The sequence below is a fragment of the Parabacteroides sp. AF14-59 genome (genome assembly GCF_003479515.1).
In the GTDB taxonomy this organism is placed as follows: Bacteria; Bacteroidota; Bacteroidia; order Bacteroidales; family Tannerellaceae; genus Parabacteroides; species Parabacteroides faecis.
This window is the reverse complement of record NZ_QUHH01000027.1, coordinates 32,602-51,193: the sequence shown is the minus strand read 5'-3', so window position 1 is coordinate 51,193 and position 18,592 is coordinate 32,602. Positions and strand designations below refer to the sequence as shown.

8 protein-coding genes are annotated in these 18,592 nt (G+C 43.5%); all 8 read right to left on the bottom strand.

Features of this window, described 5'->3' with window-relative positions; translation table 11 throughout:
- Positions 1–1,890 (bottom strand): FAD-dependent oxidoreductase, encoded by a 1,890-nt coding sequence (locus DWW23_RS21880; protein ID WP_122356182.1) that lies wholly within the window; start codon positions 1,888–1,890, stop codon positions 1–3.
- A gap of 1 nt (position 1,891) precedes the next feature.
- Positions 1,892–5,032, bottom strand: coding sequence for an FAD-dependent oxidoreductase (locus tag DWW23_RS21875; protein WP_122356180.1), 3,141 nt, complete (start codon positions 5,030–5,032; stop codon positions 1,892–1,894).
- 69 nt (positions 5,033–5,101) lie between these two features.
- The gene (locus DWW23_RS21870; protein WP_122356178.1) at positions 5,102–6,862 is read right to left on the bottom strand and encodes a RagB/SusD family nutrient uptake outer membrane protein; all 1,761 of its coding nucleotides are present in this window, start codon (positions 6,860–6,862) and stop codon (positions 5,102–5,104) included.
- A gap of 14 nt (positions 6,863–6,876) precedes the next feature.
- Positions 6,877–10,251, bottom strand: coding sequence for a TonB-dependent receptor (locus DWW23_RS21865; protein WP_233564418.1), 3,375 nt, complete (start codon positions 10,249–10,251; stop codon positions 6,877–6,879).
- Between the two features lie 128 nt (positions 10,252–10,379).
- Positions 10,380–11,261, bottom strand: coding sequence for a FecR family protein (locus DWW23_RS21860; RefSeq protein ID WP_233564417.1), 882 nt, complete (start codon positions 11,259–11,261; stop codon positions 10,380–10,382).
- 207 nt (positions 11,262–11,468) lie between these two features.
- Complete coding sequence (locus DWW23_RS21855) at positions 11,469–13,022, bottom strand: hypothetical protein (RefSeq protein ID WP_122356174.1); 1,554 nt, start codon at positions 13,020–13,022, stop codon at positions 11,469–11,471.
- 7 nt (positions 13,023–13,029) lie between these two features.
- Positions 13,030–17,019 (bottom strand): SUMF1/EgtB/PvdO family nonheme iron enzyme, encoded by a 3,990-nt coding sequence (locus DWW23_RS21850; protein ID WP_122356172.1) that lies wholly within the window; start codon positions 17,017–17,019, stop codon positions 13,030–13,032.
- An 84-nt stretch (positions 17,020–17,103) separates the two neighbouring features.
- On the bottom strand, positions 17,104–18,579 hold the full coding sequence (locus tag DWW23_RS21845; protein WP_122356252.1) for a RagB/SusD family nutrient uptake outer membrane protein: 1,476 nt from the start codon (positions 18,577–18,579) through the stop codon (positions 17,104–17,106).
- Positions 18,580–18,592: the final 13 nt, after the last annotated feature.

Below are 18,592 nucleotides of genomic sequence, written 5' to 3'. Positions count from 1 at the left end.
CTATTCCTTCCCTTCCGTTACTATCTCCCCTTTTACATTTACCGGAATATTATTGAACGGATCTATCAATTCATCCAGCAAAACGGCAAATTCCCTGCGCGTTATTTTCCTGGACGAATTATAATCGGCCAACCCAAGCTTTTTCCACAAAGACGCAGGTTCATCCTCCATAAAACTCTCTTTATTCGCCTTCACGGCCTTTCCTAATTCACTTATAAAAGTAAATGCCTCTGCCAATGTTAAGGTAGAATCCGGCAAATCCGGATCAAGTTGAGGATAACAGTCTTTTAAACCTTTCCGTACGGTATTTCCGGTTAACAGGGAATCTGCGTCGAACCAGGTCTGATTAGCCCAACCATAATTAGCTCCTCTTCCCCGTAAAATTCCTGTAGAACCGATCCGTTGCAAAGCTCCGAAATGTTTATCTTCCACCGGCAGATCAAGATAAGGCAACAAATAACAACCAGCATCCAACAAAACATTCTGAACATTCCGCACCGGAATTTCCGAAGGGTATTTTTCTTCCCGGACGGCAAGAGCAGCCAAAGCCCCCGCCGCCTGGCCTATCTGCATCAAAACAGGTTGGGTCCGGGTAGTACCGTTAGCCAGGTTAGACACAGATATAGATTTTTCGGTAACAATCAGATTTTCTATATCTTCCGGCAAAAGAGAACCCAACGGTAGTCCGAAAGAGGGAACCGGATAGAAATACAGATTAGGCAACTCGGTCCAGCCTGAGTAACGGGCATGATGATGGTCTACCGGGTAGTCACCGACTGCAATACAGGTTCGATATAATTTTTCCGGTTGATTGTAAGGGTCCGTTATGTGATTTAGCGTGAAACGCACTTTTCCATGTATACGGCGTGATTCACGATGATAAGGTATGAAGGGTAACTTGTCAGCTGTAGGATATTCATCATCGGCCAATCCTAATGTATTATATCCCAGTTCCGTTTGAAGAAAATACAAATAACACATTGTAAAGTTTTTTGCCATATCCAGGGCCGCTTCACGTTCAGAAGAGGACATTTCAATCAAATTTACGTAAAAGTCATTGCCTTCGATTGGCCAGTTAATCATATACTTATTGTTCGGCAATTTCCCGTACCGCATCATGTGATCACAGTCCCACACCCGATCAGGTTCTTTAGGATCCGTACATTCAGGTGTTTTACATGTACAATAGAAGACGGAAGGGTCGTAATTTTCCGGACAAGGGATAGTGACATCTTTCCCATAGTCTTTCAGAACAGCGACATACGTAATATCCTGTACAATATCATTGGCTTGCTCCGGGGCTATCGACTCACCGCAAATACTACGCGCCTCCATTCCGATGTCGTATTTCACGTTACATAGTTTCGCTACATCTCCCAATTCCGTTCCATCGATCAAAACCTTGGTACGGATTGTCTGCTGCTCTCCCGATTTGTCGATCGTCACAAGCCAACCTTCCTGCAAAGGAGTAATTTCCTTCACCAACGAATTATACCATACGGAAAGTAACTTTTCTTTGGCAGCCATCCCCTTCAGAACCTTATTCATAGCCGAAGGCTCCGCAGCAATAGTCGAAACCCAAGCAGTATGCATCACGTCTTCGCTACCATAGTGTTCTATCAATCCTTTTCTGAATTCCCCGAACAAACCACCAGGCAAATTATAACAACCGTCGATACAACTCACCCCCGCTGAAGTCAATGCGCCACCCAACCATTCATGTTCTTCCAGGATCAACGTATTGCTTCCCATCCGTGCGGCCTGAATGCCTGCAGTACTACCGCTTGCACCACCGCCGATGATCAGAACATCCACTTTTGTTTCCGGATGACACCCCGTTAAAAACAAAAGATAAATTATCCATATTCTTTTCAATAGATCATATTTCATTTCATCCGTCTTTTAATGTTTCATAAGCAAAACGGGCATAGTGCCCTTCCAAGCCACCGGCATACCTCCGTAGTACGCTCTCGCCTAATTTATCGGTATCACCACAACTATATAAGCTTCCGGCAACTAATAATTCTTTCAATATCCGGTTGCGATAAGTTATATCATGGATATAGGGGACCACCCGGTTCCTTGCCACTGCATAAGAAGGTAAATCATGATAACGCATTCCTTCCAGCGTAAGCAGTTTTCGCAATACTGGAACCGCATCCCGGCTACGGATACACTCGCAAGCGGTAGTTATCGCGCGGAAATGAGAGAAATGATCTTCCAGCCGGAGCAATTGTGCCTTTTCCAATATCACCGGCAATACGGCAGGATTACCGGTATTACCCAACACCATGATCAGACGATCCAATGTGCTCATACACTCCCCGAATTGCGCAGATGCAGTATAATGCCAACCTTTATCCCATTCTTTATAAGACCGGATCTTTTCTGCTATTATCCGGGCGTGCTCCTTGTCACCCAAAGTACACAAAATACCGGCATAAATTAATTCCGCCTCACCCGAGACTGTTCCTATTTTCTTTTTCAGCAAAGGAATACATCTATCTTTTTCAGCTAAAAGAACCTCCAGGTCTTTATAATTATCAGTGACATTTTCGACGGCAGCCTCCAGATCTTTACCGGTAAATCCTTTAAACTCCTTCTCTTTCAATACTCTCTCCGGAAGGATCCCTTTACCGACCAAATGTTTTTGTATCTGTTTTATATTTACTTTTCGTAACGGCTTCTGCTCTTTATTGGCTGTAGCCGCCAGATAACCGACCGAATATCCTTGATTCTGCAAACATGGCTGCATACGGATCACAGGCATAGCATCTCTATGGGCACTCGCTCCCAGCCCCGTTACTAATATTCCATCCAATCCCTTCGGCAACAAAGCCCTCAACGGGACATCCGCATCATAAATGACATGCCGCTTACCCGGAGGATTCAAGGTAAAGAAAGGGTTGACAGTCATACCGTGCGTATCAAAGGAACTGCGATGATAAGAAATGGTATCCGGATAATGGCGATGATGAATGATATCGTACACAGAGATAACATATTCACCGATCATCCGCCTTCTTTCGCGCGTCTGAGGAAGTTTTCCTACATCATACTGACCTTTGTATTTCACTTTACTCTGAACGAACAACCGGCTAACATCCAACACATCCGAATCGTCAATCAGGGTCCAGTCTGTATTGTTATAATAGTCATTCGGATTAAAACGGGAAAGTCCTCCGCCTTGTACTGCTATATTTTTTTTGCCGGTGTATTCGTAACTTGCTCCGGCTGCAATAGCGATATCAGCACTTCCGGTACTGTCAATTACGGTATTGGCTAAAACTACTCCTCTTCCCCAAGGGGTAGCAATAATGATCCCCTCCACCTTGTCATTTTTCACCAACGCTCCGCAACCTATTACTCCGTACCATATATCTGCTTTGTTTTTCCGTAATTCCCGGCGGTACCACTCCATTTTCCAGTCAGCCCTGAATCTGCCATCCGATTTTATCTGCCTGGGATGATCGGCGGGAGCCATTTTTCTAACACCCTCATCTATCTCCGACGTAAATCCTTCCCGGAATCCATCCCAATAACAACCGATGAATCCCAGTGTTGCCAGTCCACCCAAACCATGCAAATATTCCAGGACCAATGTTTTAGATTTTTGACGGGCTGCACCTATTCCGGCAGGGGCTCCGGCTGTCCCTCCTCCCATTACCACCACGTCATAATTACCCCAAACAGGTAATACCCCTTGCGGCAAATGAACATAACCGTTATCAGATTGGGGACGCAGGGGATGCAGCATTTCTCTGACTTCTCCAAAGTTACTGCCGTGAGCCGTTACCGGTACGACCTGTATCTGTTTTTCAATTTTTATTCCGGCAATACTGTTTGAAACATGTTCGCCTATAATTTCACCTAAAGTCATACCGTTTACCGGACGGAACAACCAAGCTGCAATATCTCTCGGTAAAGCGGCACAAGGTCCCATTAGCCAGAGGTTTTCGACTTTATTACAAGTAAACGCCTCTTTCGGCAAAGCATGAACAGAAAGAACTGTATCTATTCCATCTTCCTGATATTTAATGAGGCTAGGAACATATGTGGTTTGCGGAAGCGACGCTAAAGACTGTATTTTTTCGGAATAACCGCTTTCCGGAATGATATGCCAGGACGGAATGTACCAAAGTACATCCGAGCTATCCACCTGGTCGGCATCCCAGGTTATATCTCTGATAAACTGCTCGGCTTCCATAAAAGAAGCATGCGTCTTCCCTTTCAGGGGATAATTGAAAGTATAACGGATAACAGGATACTCTTTCCCCTCGGATGAGAAAGTAAAAGGCATCGTTTCCGCTGAACGGATCTCCGGAGCTTCTTTAACGGAATTACCGACAACCGTATACTCTAAAATATGATTTCCAGGAGTAAAAGGTGTGAAAGGGATACCACATAATTCCGCAATTAAAGCGTGTGGTGTTGCATCGATCACTGCTTTGGCACGGATAGCCTGCCGGCCTGAACGGTTCACCAGTACCACGCCTGCCAAAGTACCTTTTATATCTTTTATTACATCGGTTACATAGCTACTATAAAGAAAATGGATACCGTTATCGATCAGCTCATTCTCCAATATGGTTTTCACATGAAGGGGAAGAGGGCTTTTATATTGTGTATAAAGTATCTGGCTCTCGGATTTATCCGGATACGTTTCACGGGGATCATTCTCCGGAAAGTATATTTTCCGGGCAAGGGCTGTTTGAGGCTGTTCTTTCCGTTTATCGACCTGATACATGAATGAGCCGCAAATATCATCTCCCAAATAGGGAAGCGGAGCTATCAGAAAAACATTACTTCCGGCACGCCTGGCTGCTACGGCTGCTGCAACAGCTCCGGAACTGCCACCTACAACAATAACATCCGTTTCTTCCAGAAAAGGAATATCACGTGAAGTTTCATTACAATATTCCGGAGACTGGATAAAAGGATGCATCCTGTTCTTCACTTCCGTAAAATCCCCCACAGTAAGCAAGGCACTTCCGGCAGCTGTCACTTTAAGAAAATCTCGACGTGTTACCATAAATTCTAAAATCGTTTATTTGAGGACAACACAGGATGCCTATACAGGCACCTGTGTCGCTTTGGTTTATCAATAACCTTCATTCTGTGAAAGATTTGGATTCCGGTCTCTTTCCAACTGAGGAACAGGCCATAATTCAAATTTTTTATTCCAGAAACGATTCCGGTCACGAACTTTCAGTTTACTTTTATAAGCGTCATAATTAGGGATATCATTCAAATCAGTCCGTTCAGACGTTTTAAAGTTGGGTATATCCGTAGAAGTCAGACCTTCATAACCAATCTCCGGCAAAGGAAGTCCGTAGGTAGGTTGGCCATTTTCCAAATCACCGATCCCCCATCGTCTCATATCCACATGATGCAATCCTTCCAAAGCAAATTCCACTTTACGTTCACGACGGACCAGTTGGCGCATTTTATCCTGATTTCCTATCCGGTCTGCCGATACATCCGGCATAGCTACCCGGTTACGCACCTGGTTAATAGCATCATATACCGTATTTTCCAGTTCATTCAACTCTATTTTAGCCTCTGCATAAGTCAATAAGACTTCAGCATAACGCATAATCGGTATATTACAACTTTGGGCACTGATATTCTCGGCTGTTTCATTACTGAATTTAGCCCAGATATATCCAACACCGGCATTACAAAAACTGGCCCATGCCGCCGAACTGTTTATATCTGCATTATTTGCCAGATACCAGGTATTTGAAGAGAAATCATAAAACTGAGCCTCTATATCATAGGCATTGATTATCTGGCGTACAAGATTGCCATTATTCACAGTGGCCGTATCGCCGTGCATCCAAAGTGTAGAACGGAAACGGGGATCACGGTTCTTCTGCGGATATCGCGGATCGTACAAGGAAGATTCGTCGATACGCTTTCCGTCTATGCATTCATACGTATCTGCTAAAAGCATGGACGGATGTCTACCTGTCTGCCCGGTATTTCTGGATACCTGACCGAAGGCAACCACATGGGTCTTTTTTATTCCCTGGTCAGAATACATTAATTCCCATAACATTTCATTCCTGACATCAGCCTTTGCCTGTCCGGTTATATTAAACAAATCATCAAAACTCTGAGCCAGTGATCTCTGTCCGATCACTTTCCCGGCGGCCTCGGCCGATATACGGAAATAATCCGCCCCTTGTCCCCTATAATTGAGACTACCGCCTAAAAGAGCAGCCCGGGCTTTTAAACCGTATGCAACCGCTTTATCCACACGTCCACGGCTTGTAGCAATCCAGGGTAAAGCTGATGCGGATTCTTCCAGGTCAGTCAGAATAAAATCAAGTATATCTTCTCTGGAAACCCTAGTTTCTTTATATTGCTCAATAGTGACCGGATCTGTGAAGAAAGGAACATCCCCATATGTCGCTATCAGATTATAATAGGCGAACGCCCTGAGCACTTTCACTTCTGCCAAATACTGATGAGCATTATCACCCAGTCCGTCAATATACTCTTTTGATCCGTATATCACGGAGTTGGCGCGGGCAATCACAATATATAATTTATTCCAGAATGTTTTTACTTCATTATTATCCGGATTGAGTCCGCCACCCGCTCCTATCGTCGTATTTTCATTTCGTTCAAAGGCCATACCGGTATAATGATCAAGTGAAATATTAAAAGGTATGGCATAGCCAAGCTCCATATATAAATAATTATACACTCCTTCAGCTCCACTTTTAATAGCCGCTTCAGACTGATAGAAACCGGAAGATGAATAATCGGAAGATGTTTTGTCGAGAAAATCGGAACATCCTGCCAGCATTATGACAATGATTCCTGGTATTATATTGAATAATAACTTTTTCATATATCTATAATTTTTTAAAAACGAATATCAACACCAAATGTAAAAGTCTGCATTACCGGGTAGAAACTACCTCTATCTACTGAATTTTCAGGATCATAACCTTTATAAGCACTACAAATCGTAAATAAATTCTGGGCACTGGCATAGATTCGTAAATTATCGATATGCAATTTACTTAATATTTTTTTAGGCAACGTATATCCGACAACCATATTTTTCATACGTAAATAAGCCCCGCTCTTGATCCAGAAATCAGATACGATATTATTCGGATTATTGCCGGATCCGTCGATCAGAAGCAACGGGAATTCTGCATTCCTGTTTTCCGGTGTCCAATAATCCAACTGGTTCTTAAAAATAGTACGCCCAACATAGAAAGGACGTGCCCCCGCTTCAGTATATAGGATATCCCGTTTTCCAACACCTTGTAAGAATACAGTAAAATCAAAACCTTTCCATTCTGCTCCGAGATTTAAACTAAATTCATACCGGGCATACGGATTACCGATCACGGTACGGTCGTAATCATTTATTTCACCATCCGGTTTTCCATCCGGTCCGCTAATATCTTTATATCTTATATATCCCGGTTTTATATTCTCTTTGTTTCCGCCATATACAGGTGAGGCGTTGATCTCTTCCTGAGTCTGAAAATAACCATCAGATACATATCCGTACCAAGAACGGAGTGGAAGTCCTTCGCGGATAATTTGTGTATCTATATATTCATTCCCATACAGATTGGTAACTTCATTTTTCACATCCGATAAATTTCCGGTAATATGATAACCGACATTTCCTATCCGGTCACGCCAGGAAACCGACAGATCCCAGCCGTTATTTCTCATAGAACCGGCATTTTCCCAGGGTGATGACAATCCTACATACATCGGGATAGGAAATTGTTGAAGCATATTATTTATATTCCGGATATAATAATCAAAATTCACGCTCAAACGTGAATTGAGTAATGCGGCATCTATTCCGGCATTGAACTGGGTCGACTTTTCCCATGAAATCTTTTCGTTGGCTACCTGGGTCTGTGCAACACCTGTCCCTTCTTTCTTATCAAACCAATAACCGTAACCGGAAGCTATGGACGCAGCATAGGGGAAATAAACGGGATTACCACCTAAAATAATATCCTGATTTCCCAAGGTTCCATAAGAAGCACGTATTTTTAAATTATCCACCCACTTTTTAGCCGGGAGAAAAAAAGACTCTTCAGAGATTCTCCAACCAACAGAAAATGAAGGAAAAAAGCCCCACCGATGTCCTTTCATAAAACGGGAAGAAGCATCCCATCTGCCGTTCAACTCCAGCAAATAACGATCTGCAAAAGCATAATTCACACGTGCAAAATACGACATCATCGCCCATTCGTTGCGTGTTCCGGCATTAGATGCTGTTGAAATATCACCATGATTCAACTCTTCAAATCCTTCAAACTCAAAACCTTTTCTGCTTGCAGAAAATCCCCGGTTGGTCAGTTCTTCTGTCTGCACACCTGCCAATATTTTCAAATAATTTCTGAGTATGTTCGTTTCATAAGAGGCCTGGGCATTGAACTGATTGGTGATCGTCTGGCTCCATCCTTCATATTTCGAATTTCCGTTAGCCGGATAAGTCGTTTTAAAAACACCGTTTTCATAGGTGTCGTAAGGATTGATGAATGAATCCGACTTATACTCGACTTTACGACTGCTGTAACTAGCCAATGCTTCAAAACCTTTGAAAGGCTGTAGTAAGACAAATCCTTTTATACCCAACTCAGGCGTTACACCTGTCGCAACACCGGCTACTTTGGATACTGCTATAGGATTGTCGCCATTCTGTCCGAATCCCCAACTGCCGTCATTATTCACACCTGAAAAGACAGGGGTGAAAGTAAGAGCTTTGTTGATTATGCTTTCCGGGCTGTCCAGACAGGGATTAGTTGCTTTCGACTGACGAATATTGACATCCAAACCAACCTTCAGCCATTTGGTCAACTGGGCATCTGTATTTAGACGCAAGGTCATACGGGAATAGGTGTTATTCGAGATTTGTCCATCCTGATAATAGTAACCGCCATTTGCAAAAACATGGAACATCTTGGATCCTCCGCTTAAACTGACAGAGTGGTTATGTACCAATGCCGTATTTTTAATCACAGCCTTTCTCCAATCCGTATCGTAATAATTAATGTTATCCGCCCCTTGTGTTCTGTATATATTAAGAATATCCTCCGAATACTGGGGATCCATATCGGCATTGGCACGAGCAACATTCACCGCTTCCATGTACTCGATCGCATTTACCGGATCAGGCATGGAAGTTGGTGTATTCAAACCGACATAACCGTTATAGGAGACTTTTACACCTTCCCCCTGGGCACGTTTCGTTGTAACCAGGACTACCCCATTGGAAGCTCTCGATCCGTAGATAGATGCAGATGCCGCATCTTTCAGTATAGAAACAGATTCAATGGCATTCATATCGACGTTGTTGATGTCTCCTTCTACTCCATCAATGAGAATAAGAGGAGAGGTAGAAGAGTTCAGGGATCCCGTTCCCCGGATAGTAATATTACCGCCGTCGGCTCCCGGCCTACCGGATGATTGTACCACAGAAACACCGGGGATCAATCCCTGCAGAGCTGTAGACGTATTACCGACATTACGTTTGATAAGATCCTGGCTGGTAATATTCTGTACCGCTCCGGTAAGATTGATCCTTTTCTGGGTTCCATATCCTACCACCACCACTTCGTCCAACCTTTTCGTGTCTTCTTCCAGGATTACATTAAGTAAGGTTTCATTCCCGGTTTTTATAGTCCGGGGTAAATAACCCACATAGGAAAAAAGTAAATTAACATTGTCCGGAACATTTTCTAATGAATATTCCCCGTTCTGATCGGTTATCGTACCCGAAGCTGTTCCCTCGACTACCACATTTACACCTATTAAAGGAGAATCAGTCGGATCTACAACCCTGCCGGTTATACACTTACCTTTCTGACCCGGGTTAGGAGATATATTTTTAAAATATTTATTGGTCAACACAATATAACTGTGATCTACTACCTTATATGTAATATTTGTTCCTTTAAACAATTGTTTGAGAACATCCTCTATAGAAGAAGAGAAAACATTTATTTTCACTTGCTTATTGGTATCGATCTGCTCATCATTATAAAAAAAATGATAGTCACTCTGCTTTTCTATCTCTTTAAATATATCCGTAATGTTTCCCTGCGAAATATTCAGGGTAATCACTTGCGATTTACCGGTTGTAGCCTGTACCGGAAGCACAAAAGCACAAAGGCAGATGAGTATAATATACCTGAAAAAGCAATACCAAACTCTACCGTATTTTTTCTGACTCCTTATGGAAAAATAATTTAGCATAATCATTAATTTAAGATTAAACAACTATCAGTTTATAAGAATATAGGCTATAATAAGTACAACAATACATGATTTTTTCTTCTATACTTTTTATTCCATAGGCTATGATATTTATATATTCACACTATCTATTCAATAATAACCGTATCTTTGACCATCCGATAATTAATAGATGTATTTATTTTTATTACTTTCAGGATATCCGTAAGCGATTCATTATTATTAAAATAACCACTAAAACGTAATGACTTTATCCGCTGGTTCCTGAAATGAAATACAACATCATAATTACGCTCCAGCAACTTCGCTATTTCTTCCAGATACATCATTTCGAAAGACAATCCTCCTGCTCTCCATTCTGTGAACAGTTGCGTCTGATAAGGCATTGTCTCTATCTTGTTTTCATTTTTATGATAAATAGCTACCTGATCGGGATTCAATAAGATTTCTTGTTTTGTAGAGAAAGGATGTACCATCACTTGTCCGGAAAAAAGTGTTGTCGTCAATTTGGCTTCATTTTCATATGCACAGACATTAAAGGCCGTACCTAACGCTTTTACTTCCAAACCATCTGTTTTTACAATAAACGGTATATCCCTGTTTTTGGCTACTTCGAAATAGGCTTCACCCACCAAGACTATGTTCCGGTTATTTACTCCATAACCCACCGAATATTCAAGTGAAGTACAAGTATTTAACCATACTTTAGTCCCGTCAGGAAGTTGCAGGAAACTTTTCTCGCCTTTACCTGTCATTATTTTATAGGAACTGCTTTTCAAAGAGTGATCTTTCGGATTCATCTGAAAAAAAGCGGTTGCAAGAAAAGCTCCTAATAATACAGCTGCAACTAATTTCAGAAAATGGGAAAAAAGTTTTCTTTTTCTCTTCAAAACAGAATGAGCCATAGATTCCTGTAAAATCGTGTCATAAAGTCGTTCCCATTCTTTATTCACATTTACTTCATCCAGCAAATTCTCTTCCAATATTTTATTGATCTGCTTGTTCATCATTATTGTTTGTGTACTTATATCTCTTATTCTTTAACTATATCTGTATCGTTTTCAATAGTATGACACAATTAAACAAGACATTACTTACAAACAAGGCTGTATTTTTTGACAAACAGATGTATTTATCAGCACATATCTGATATACTCCCCAAATAAAAAGCGCAGAACGAAAAAAATCGTCTGCGCCTTTACGCTGTTGCTAACTACCTATCTAATTAAAATACACAAATCTTTCTTTTTCTGCCGGGCCATCAACTGGGCCATATACAAGGAACGGGGGAAGATATTGATTTCATTCCGTCCTTCCCAGATGCCATCCGGACGATCTGTAAAATGACCGGGATACTTCTCCCCTTTCAAGCCGATACAATAATTCTTTCCGGAAGTCCACGGACTCTGTACCGCTGCGCGTTTTACCCGGCAGTTCCATACAACCTGCGTCACACCTGCCCAGCCATGACCGCTTCCCATCTGTCCGCGATCCTGTACATTTATTTCTCCATCGGTTACGATATTATCATATAAGGTACCGATCGCCCAACGATGATGCGGACCTATATCCGCAAATGTCTGGGAAGCCGTGCAGTTATAGAATACGTTCGGTCCGCAAACCTGGGCACCGGTCACATAATCATGACGGCCTTCCGTAGCCTGGCAGTTCATAAAGAGATTTTGTTGTCCCCAGTTGTTGAAAGAGTAACGATATCCCCCTGTTATCAAAGATTTCGATTCCAGGCAACGGCAATCTATTACAGAAACATTTTTGGCAGAACGTTCACAACTGACAGCCGAGTAAGCAAAATAACGGGCGGTAATATTTTTCACCCAACAATTCTCCGCCTTATCCAGTTCGACAGCGATCCAAGCATGTTCCAGATCCTCGTAATCTTCGAATTCAGACTCAAAGCAGATATCAGATACACCGACTTCGCTGATACGTCCGTCAAAACGATATGTATAGACCTCTCCACCACCGAATCTTTTATCCATTTGCATAACGACGGGATTGTCGATAAAAATACGGTTTCCTTCTACTTTGACGATCTCCCGTTCAAACGCCAGATTATATTCCCGCGGTGTCCATTGGCGCGTACCTTTCCGTTCCACGATCTGGTCCATCTTAATGGCATGTATCCACTCCTGTGTGCCGGGACGGTAAACGATCACACGGTCGCCCGCTCTGAATCCTTCGGTTGAAGATACGCGGAAGGAATGACTGCCGACCGGTACAAAATCATCTGCGATCTTCACTCTTGTACCCTGTACTTCCTGCATATCCCCACGACCTTTCACCTGTATCAACGAACGTCTTTCTTTTCCGGTAGCAATCAAACGGGTTTCATTGAGATTATCTCCTTCTCCTTTCAGGACAATGCCGCTCGTATGGATGACAATCGTACCGGCTATCTTATACACACCCCGTTTCAGTAATATAGTCCCGCGATGCCCGTTCTCATCCGGACTTCTGCGTGCAACTTCGTCGATAGCCTGCTGGATCAATGCACCGCTATCTCCCTCCTTAGCAGGAAAGACCTCTTTTACGACCGGATATACGGGAATACTTTTATCCCCGTGGTGATAACCTACCCGGCTGAAATCCGGGATCGTATTTCCGTCTTCATCCGGAACATACGTCAAAGTGCCTTCATCACTGATTCTGACGAGGGAAGATTGCCATGCCGGAGGTAACTTCGTTTGCGCATTACAAACGAAAGTTACCCCGACTGCCAATCCAATTATTACATACTTAAATGCGCTCACTTTATATTTAATCTTCTATAATCACACGGAAACCTACATTATGAACTTTCTGCCAGGGCAGGTAAGATTTGCGATAGTACGCTGTTGCCGTTTTCGGATGGTCGGTCCATGAACCGCCGCGAACAACTTTTTCCGATCCGCTACCCTGCATTTTCTCGCTGTACGGATAAGGCAGATAATCGGAACGTGTCCATTCGGCTATATTGCCCTGCATGTCATACAATCCCCACGGGTTTGCCTGATAACCTCCACCTTTTACCATCAGCATGTTACCGTCGTCTACATTATTATCTTTCGGTTGGAAAGTATAATATTTATACCAGGGATCAGAAGGACTCATCGGCTGGGGATTCACACCTCTTACCGCCAGTTTGTTCAACTGCTTATCACCCATATTTTCATATTGCGAGAAGTCCGTATTCAATGCTCCGTACCAGAAATCGTCTCCGCTACCCGCACGACAAGCCCATTCCCATTGCACCTCTGTCGGCAATGTCACTTTCAAGCCTGTTTTCTCACTTAACTTCTTGCAGAAAGCCATTGCTTCTTCCCAACTGACACGGATAGCAGGTTGCTCCGGATTGTTAGCCGGATATCCCTCGTGTACATGGTCTTTCCAAAGTTGGTTGACGAAACGGCTGTTATGATCCGGGAAGATCGTACGGAATTGTTCGTTACTTACTTCGATCTCCGCCATCCAGAAGGCTTTTTTCACTTCCTGCTTGTTTGCCGGCGAATAATCGGAATGTTTCCGGTTTATACCCATGACAAACTGACCGGCAGGGATACGGACAAAATTCATGACAATGCCCGGAGCCAGTTCGATACTTTTCTTTGTCTCCTGTTCTTTTGCCAACATATCTTTGGCTGCATCCGCATCAAAAGGCCAGCCTTTCACCTTCACCTCTTTATCTTTATATTCCTGACGTTCAGGTTTTACAGGAGACGGTTTCGGCTGTTTAGCCAGATAGTCGGCATAGTTGCGGATTTCTGTCTGCCAGTCCACACCCGAGCCTGCATATTTTTCGGTCAGTTCCGTACGACGGCTGATCTGTTCTATGCCTTTAAATATATTTGCCTTAAACTTACTATGGTAAGGAGCATTAAAGTCAATCCAGTTATACAGCGTACCCCATTCCTTATCTGTTAATTCCACACCATGATGTCCCGTTCTCAGCATCTTGATCAACTGGCTGGTGGAGGCATGATATTCATAAGGATTCAACACTTCGATTTCCGCTTCCGGCCCTTGGCGATGTATGTATGGATGCAGGTTCAGGTAACTTTCACCAAATCCGGAGAATTTGTCGATACGTCCACCGGTAAAGTCAGCTAATTTATTGGAACCGTCATGACAAGCAATACAAGCCCGGTCGAGGATCGGCTGAACTTCCAGTTCAAAGGTGAACGGACGCTGGCCTCCTTCCGGAAGGGTGATCTCATGCGGTTTGATTGTCGAAGCTACCACCCGTTTCGGGATAGGTATCTGATTCTGATCCTCATGGCAACCGATACAGGAAACGGTTTCACCCGGCATACCGGTCAGCCAGCTCCTCATCCATTGTACCGCACGTCCGCACGAATCGAGCGGCTGAAGCGAGATAGGCGTATTCGCCGGTATGGAGAACAAGGCTGAACCATCTTCTTCTACCGGAACGGTTCCGAGCAAACGTTTAATATCCCATCCGCTCTGAACACCCTGCGCCCAATGATCGGACGGTGTTCTGTTATAAGCATATTCATAAGAAAGCACACGGAAGGCTTTCACCGTACCGCGTGGTACGCCTTTCAATCCTTCTCCTTCGTAAATATCCTGAATGAAGACTGTCGCCTCTTTCGTTCCGGGTTTCGTACGATCAGGGATAACCGGAGGAACCGGTGTCTTTCTGACCGGTATCGGATGGATCAATCCTTCGCCTTCAAATTCTGCAATCAATGTTAAATTGTCGAATACATCCACCAGATAAATACCCCACAGAGCATTCGGATTCAATTTGGCAGCTACCAGGAAATATTTATCATTCAATGGATAAGGTTTAATGAACTGAGGCCAGACGTCATCCACCAAACGGTCTTTAACGATCGGTTCTATCTTTCGGTCACGGAAAGGCAACTCCTGCACCATTCCCAGTTCAGCCTTACGTCCTTTGGACGGATCGAACAGGATCAGGCGGCCGGAACGGGCAACGCCATGATGACCGGAAATAATTCCGATAAAACCGGATGCCTGTCCGGGGATCGGCTTGGCATCGAACGTACTGTTCGGGAAATAAGAACCGCTACCGTAAAGTGCTTTCTGTTCCGTTCCGTCCGGATTCATGTGCATGACAAAGCGGGAGAAATAATGCGTCAGGTCGGTATATTCCCAACGGGTGTACATCACCTTGCCGTTATTCATCAACACCGGCGACCAGTTGGCATCCTGGTCGAATGTCAGACGGCGCAACGAACCGTCCTTCGGATCGTACAGGCACATATTACCTACTTCGTCGTTACCGTTGACACAAGGCACGCCGTTATAACCGATATTGGATATGGCCATGATCTTACCGGAAGGCAGCCAGGTGGCATCAAAAAACTCCAGATCTTTTTCCGGCGATTCAACCAGTTTCTTCAATCCTTTTCCATCTACACCAACTTCAAAGACCTGCCAGCGTTTATCGGTATCGACCATAGAGAACATGATACGGTCGGCATCCCAATGCAGTTTCAGATCGGGAACGGACGAGCCGTTATCCGGTTTGAAGATAGTACGCGACTGAATATCGCCCCGCAGGTTTGACAATTCGACGATTTCTGCATCGAATCCGCCACGGGCGGCGGAAGTCTGGTTCGACCAGTTATTATTTTGCGTACCCAGTGAACGGGGGTTGATCTGCCGGGCATTCGTCCCTATATGATAACGGCCGACAATCAGTTTATCCATATCCAGTTCCGGATTAGCCAGCAGGATATCATGTTTCAACTGCAAAGCATCCTTTGCCTCTTTTATAGAAGTCGCATCGTTCGAATAGATACCGGAGAAACCTTTACTTACCAATGCTTTCAGTGTGGAAAGCCTGGATTGATTGGTATCCTGGTCAAACGATTTGTTACGTTTCATATCATTAAAAGCCTCTTCGACGGCCCGTACATTCAGCCAACTCAAAGATTCCTGCAATTCGTATACCTGCATAGCATCCTGTGCTATATTCAGATAAGCGATCACCTGTTTATCCAACTCTTTTTCCTGACCGGCAGTAGCGATCCGGGTTGTAAAATACGCCTTATCCGTCAACAGGTCGACAACGGACTGAGCGATATGTTTTTCTATATCGGCATTATAGGTCGTAACCAAAGCTTTCATATCACTTCCGGCAAACGGAAGGAATTGTGCCGATTCAGCCGGGAAACCGGCAATAATATCTTCGGATAACTCTTTTCCGGTTATTCCTTGCAAGCGGAAAATAACTGTTCCCGCAGAGGAACGGTTTTCCAGTCCGATCTCAGCTTCAAAGCGGACATATTTCTTATCCAAAGGTACGACGATCTGTGTATTGGCATTCGCCATGATCGTCCGTTCATAGGTTTTTCCAGCCATAACGACCGGAACATTTTTGGCGTTGGCATTAAAGACCAGGCGCCCTGTTCCCGTTTCTTTGAAGGTATCCTTCAGGTCATTCAGCCAGACAGACGAGCCGTCGGCTGCGATCAGCCGGGCATTGGCCCATACAGCCTGGTCGTCGGCAGTACCGTCGACAGTACCCCAGGTATAAAGCACTATTTCATCCAGTCCTGTTACATCGGCGGTAAACTTTTCAGCTGCTTTCTTTGCTTTTATTACTTTGGATGCGACCGGAAGAGAGCTCTTTTTCATTTGCTCATAGGCATTCTGTTTGGCAACAGCGATTCTTTCCGACCAGGAAGCGGGCGCATTCCCTTGCTTTTTCTGCTTTTGGGAAAAGGCAGAAAGTGAAAAAGCCAGGCAGGCTGATAAAATAATTAATCTCTTTTCCATGATATCTATCTCCTATATTCAGAGAAGGAAGCCCCGCCAATAACAGCGAGGCTCCTCACCCATACTTAAATTATTAGCGAACGATTAATAGTTCGGATTCTGGATCAACACTCCGTTGGAGAAGTCGATCTGATCTTGTGGTAACGGAAAATATTCGTGTGCCTTCGACCAAGCTGTTACATGTCCTGTCAATGCCGGGTCAAGTTCCAGTCCATTCAATTTATCCATGATTTTCCAACGTTTCATATCATAATAGCGAATTACCTCAAACGGAGTTTCCACGCGACGTTCATGACGTATTTTCTCACGTAGCTGATCTTGGGTAAGATTTGTCGGCAAATCGGCCAAACCGGCACGTGTGCGTACTTGATTGACCATTTCGGCTACACCACCGAGACCTAATTCATTAGCAGCTTCAGCTTTCAATAGCAGAAGTTCACCCCAACGCAGATAGACGAAATCCGTTTCACTACGGAAACTTGCCCCCCACGAATCGCCTTCTTTCATTAACGGTGTCAAATATTTTACCATTGCTTTCTTCAGATCACTCTTGGGTAATGACAGTAATTCGCCTCCAGGCCATTGATATTTATCATCAAAAGCAACAATCTGTCCTAAACGATTATCACCTTCCTCATAATCATTTGTTAGATTAGCCACCGGGCGAACTGCCGCATAATCGCCATATATACGGTCAAAATCAGTATAATTATTGGGAGCCAGATATTTGATAGAGAAAACAATTTCAGTACTGGCTTCCTGAGTATCATAAGTAAAATTATCGGCATAACGTTCTGTCAATGAATATCCTTTGATTTCATTCAACAAATTATATGCTTCCTGTACCTCGTCACGGTTAGCCATTTTACCGTCTTCACCATACGCATGAAACATCAGTAAACGTGCCTTTAACCCCTGGGCAGCACCTTTGGTTGCATGTCCTCCGGCTCCCTTAAATGTTTTATCGTCCATTTTGTCAATAGCAGCCTGCAAATCAGTGATCAGGTTTTTATAAACTGTATCCAATGATTCTTTCGGCATGTTTTGAGTCGTAAGATTTAACGGTTCAGTTGGATAAGGAACTTCCCCATAACACAAATAAAGCAGATAATAACAGTAAGAACGAAGAAATAGAACTTCACCTTCATACTGATTACGTATACTGCTCATATCTGCTCCTTCGTAATTTTTCAACTGATAAAGAAAAATATTCATACGGGCAATTGCAGAATAAGCTTCTTTGTAAAGGTCAGGTATAAAACCGGTCATCGACGGATCGATGTTGTCTGCCTGAATCATATAAGATAAATATACATAAGAAGAACCGGAACTCCCGTAAGCATTATCTGTCAGACAGTCAAAAACAATCGACCGATGTGACAATGTATTTTCCTGCATGGCCTGATAACAACCAGTCAAGGCAGAATCAAAATCAGACTTGGATTGCCAGAAGATAGTTTCTGACGGAGTGGTTGTCGGAGGTGTATCCAGAATATCAGAACAGGAAGATATTGTCATCATACCGGCAGCCAATAGTGATATATATGATAGTTTATTCATTTTCATAACTATT

Bases quoted from the DNA above. Each gene is read 5' to 3' on its own strand.
- DWW23_RS21880 (WP_122356182.1), bottom strand. From the start codon at position 1,890: ATGAAATATGATCTATTGAAAAGAATATGGATAATTTATCTTTTGTTT.
- DWW23_RS21845 (WP_122356252.1), bottom strand. From the start codon at position 18,579: ATGAATAAACTATCATATATATCACTATTGGCTGCCGGTATGATGACA.
- DWW23_RS21850 (WP_122356172.1), bottom strand. From the start codon at position 17,019: ATGGAAAAGAGATTAATTATTTTATCAGCCTGCCTGGCTTTTTCACTT.
- DWW23_RS21870 (WP_122356178.1), bottom strand. From the start codon at position 6,862: ATGAAAAAGTTATTATTCAATATAATACCAGGAATCATTGTCATAATG.
- DWW23_RS21865 (WP_233564418.1), bottom strand. From the start codon at position 10,251: ATGCTAAATTATTTTTCCATAAGGAGTCAGAAAAAATACGGTAGAGTT.
- DWW23_RS21875 (WP_122356180.1), bottom strand. From the start codon at position 5,032: ATGGTAACACGTCGAGATTTTCTTAAAGTGACAGCTGCCGGAAGTGCC.
- DWW23_RS21860 (WP_233564417.1), bottom strand. From the start codon at position 11,261: ATGATGAACAAGCAGATCAATAAAATATTGGAAGAGAATTTGCTGGAT.